Source organism: Pseudomonadales bacterium (assembly GCA_013215025.1).
In the GTDB taxonomy this organism is placed as follows: Bacteria; Pseudomonadota; Gammaproteobacteria; order Pseudomonadales; family DT-91; genus DT-91.
In genome coordinates, this window is the sequence record JABSRR010000217.1 from 1 (window position 1) to 3,683 (window position 3,683).

The window sequence follows — 3,683 nt, forward strand, 5'->3', positions numbered from 1 at the left end:
AGGCCAATGTATTTGATATCGGGGCATTAAATGTAAGTGCCGATTTAACTGTCGATGCAGGTTTGACCGGTGGTACCGGTGATGGCGAGTATTTACCTATTGTTAAAGTAGCCCCGCAATATCCTAGGCGTGCTGCACAACGTGGCATTGAAGGTTATGTGGTGGTGGAATTTGATGTGACTAAATTGGGTACGGTGGCAAATGCGCGTGTGGTCGAATCTGATCCGCCCAATATCTTTAATCGTGCTGCTATTGCTGCGGCTGAAAAATTCAAATACAAACCTAAAATGGAAAATGGCAAAGCGATTGAGGTCAAAGGCATTCGAAATATTATCCGCTTTGAAATGGATAAAAGTGCCAAACGTTAATCCTATACCAAACAATTCTGAGTTTTAAGAATGAAAAATATGAACCATAAACCTTTAGTTCGTGTTTTAAGCCTGACTTTGTCGATTTGTATTTATGCTTTAGGCACAAGCTCAGCACTGTCAATATCATCCTTGAGTTTGGCTGCAACTGAGAAACCTGAGCAAGCGAAAAAACCTCGTCGAACCAAGCGAAGTGCAACTATGCGACCGGCAATCTATAAAAGATTAGAGGCTGTTCGTGTTCTTGTGGAAGAGGAGAAATATTCTAAAGCCTTGGATAAATTAAAAGCCTTAGAGAAAGTTAAGCGTAATGCTTATGAAAAAGCACAAACTTTTAATATGTTTGCCTATGTCTATTTCAATCAAGAAAAATACGCCGCCGCTGCCCAAGCTTATGAACAAACCTTGAAAACCGAAAATCTGCCAGACAGCTTGGCGCAGACAGCTCAGTATTCGTTGGCTAAGTTGTATTTGATTGAAGAAGATTATCAACGCTCGCTGAATGCCTTAAATGCTTGGTTTAATTTAGTGGAAAAGCCTGGTGCTGAGGCACACATTTTAAAAGCACAGCTTCTTTATCAATTAGAACGCTACAATCAAGCCCTAACTGAGGTAAAAAAGGCGATTACGATTATTGAAGCTAAAGGTCAGAAGCCAAAAGAGAGTTGGCTATTGATCGAGCGAGCTGTGTATTATGCGAATAAAGATTTCAAAGGCATGGAGCGTTGCTTGCAAGACCTCATTGCACATTATCCTAAGGCGCAATATTGGGTTCAACTGTCTGCAGTTTATAATGAGTTGGGCAAATCTGGCAAAGAGCTGTCGGTGATGGAAACTGCATACGATCAAAATATGCTGACTAAGGAATCTCAAATTGTCTCTCTGGCCTATGCCTTCTTAGGTCAGGAAATTCCATATAAGTCGGCGCAAGTCATGATTAAGGGCATGAAAGATGGCTTGGTCGAAGAAAATGCTAAAAACCTATCGCTTTTAGCTGATGCCTTAATGCTCGCTAAAGAGTACGACGCTGCTATCGATGTTATGTCGAAAGCAGCAAAGGCCTCACAGAAGGGAAAAGACTTTTTTAAGTTGGCTCAAATTCATACAGAGCGTCAAGAGTGGAACTTGGCTCTAAAGAATGTCTCTAAGGCATTGGTGCTTGGCGAGCTTAAAGATGAAGGTGGGGCGTATATACTCAAAGGCCTGATACTGTTTAATATGAAGCGCCTGAATAGCGCTCAAAAAGAATTTAAGCTTGCGGCTAAGATTGATGGCCATGAGTCGGTTGCCAAGCAATGGCTGCGATATATTGACAGTGAGCAGAAACGATTGGCGTACATGGCGTCAGTTGAATAGCGGTAATAACACTCGCTCCTCATATGTTTTCGCCATCTCCTTTCGCTGAGGTGGCTTTATAGCTTTCCCTCCTGTGTTCTCTGTCTAACTTCTGCTTTTAAAAGTTCTCCATTTTCGAGTGCTTTTGATATGCTAAAGTGGCTTATATATTGCATTATATATTTTCGAGTGCTGTGCTGGTGTTAGTATTGTACATAGCACGTAACTTCCATTTCTAATCCAATTAACTAGGAGATACTGATGAATAGTCTAATCTTTAGTCGCCCTAGTGATCTGCATGTATGTTCGGTGGACTTTCACTTAAGTGAATGGTTCGACGAATAACTCCCCTCCCCTGAATTAAATTTGCACACTAATGAATCAAGTCGCACAGCAATGGAGCGACATCATCGTATATTTTCATGTTAGGGGAATATAAAATGACAAAAAGTAAATACCTACAAGCAGCATCACTAGCGTTTATCTGTTCTATGGCCTTACCGGCTCAAGCGTGTTTAACAAGCGAGTCTGGGTCGAATGATACCGAAAGCAATGCAAGTACAGGACTGTGCAGCAATACATCCATTGATGGAAATTTAAATAAAAACGATACTATAGATTGGTTTGCCTTTGATGTATCAGAAGCCGGCACAATCGACATTTCATTGAATCACCACAGGCGTGATGATTATGATTGGGATTTGTATAAGGAATCAGGCTCAGCAGTTGCCTCTGGCGCGTCTTCAAATCGTCCAGAAACAGGAAGCTACTCCGCTAATGCTGGAACTTATTATCTTAAGGTATCACGATATAGTGGTAGAGGCTGGTATGAACTTACCGTGACCTTCCCTGAAGACAGCTCAGGTGGTGGCTCAGGCAATGACTGCGACTACGGTGCTCGCCCGAGTAAACCATCATCTTTAGAAGCAAGCGTACTGGGTTCAACAAATGACGCTTGTGCCAATCTAACCGCAGATAATGGTGCGGTTTTATTGATGGGTGGTGGTGCCGATGTGGATGAAGCTTTCGCAAATCGTGTCAGTCCACATATTGGTACTAATAAAGACGTTGTCGTACTCAGAACCTCAGGCACCGATGCATACAATGATTATTTATCTGGACTTATGTCTGCAGATTCGGTGGAAACACTGATTATTGACAGTCGATCAAAAGCGGATAGTGATTATGTCGACTGGGTTATTCGTAGTGCTGAGTTTATTTTTATTGCTGGTGGCGATCAATCTGATTACCTCAATCAATGGCAAGGAACCAAGGTGCAGAATGCGGTACAGCATGTGCTTGATAAAGGCGGTGTTATTGGTGGTACCTCGGCTGGTATGGCACTAATGGCGTCTAGCATTTACGACCCTGACGGTGTGTTAGGTGCTATATCTGAAGAAGTGGTTACCGATTTCTGCCATAACACATTGAACTTTAGCAATGCGTTTGTCGATATCCCATTTTTGAGCAAGAGCTTAACTGATACGCATTTCTACGAGCGTAATCGTATGGGGCGTGCAGTGGTATCCTTGGGGCATCACAGTAAGTCTCACTATATGATTGCAGCTAGTGAAGGCACCTCTTTGTTTGTCAATAGCAATGGTGTTGGTGTTGTCGATGGTGCTTACGAGGTGTATGTGATTCGTGAGCAGGCTAATACAAACCGCACTCAGCTAACATGTGGCTCACCTGTCATTTACGACAATATACTGAGAACAAAACTTGTATCTGGCGATACCTATAATTTCAACACTCAAAGTCATACAGGTTCAAATTTGACGTTTGATATTGATGGACGCAATACAAGCTTTTATGCACCATCTAGTGTTTATTAAGCAATAGGCTCTCAAAAGTATAACCAGGGGCGGCGTCCGCCCCTTTTTTGTACCGAACAAACCGAGAACATTAAGCAATAGCTAGAGCTGCTTCGATATATTCATAGCCCAAATTATCTGCAACAGCTTGGTAGGTCACCTTGCC

The 3,683-nt window shown here is 42.4% G+C and carries 3 protein-coding genes; all 3 read left to right on the plus strand.

Annotated features, from left to right (window positions below):
* Positions 1-368: energy transducer TonB (locus tag HRU21_11990; GenBank protein ID NRA43010.1), on the plus strand; the 368-nt coding region annotated here is incomplete at its 5' end.
* Between the two features lie 39 nt (positions 369-407).
* Complete coding sequence (locus tag HRU21_11995) at positions 408-1,724, plus strand: hypothetical protein (GenBank protein ID NRA43011.1); 1,317 nt, start codon at positions 408-410, stop codon at positions 1,722-1,724.
* Positions 1,725-2,143: 419 nt separating this feature from the next.
* Positions 2,144-3,538, plus strand: a complete 1,395-nt coding sequence (locus HRU21_12000; GenBank protein NRA43012.1) for a Type 1 glutamine amidotransferase-like domain-containing protein — start codon at positions 2,144-2,146, stop codon at positions 3,536-3,538.
* The last annotated feature ends 145 nt before the right edge of the window (positions 3,539-3,683 follow it).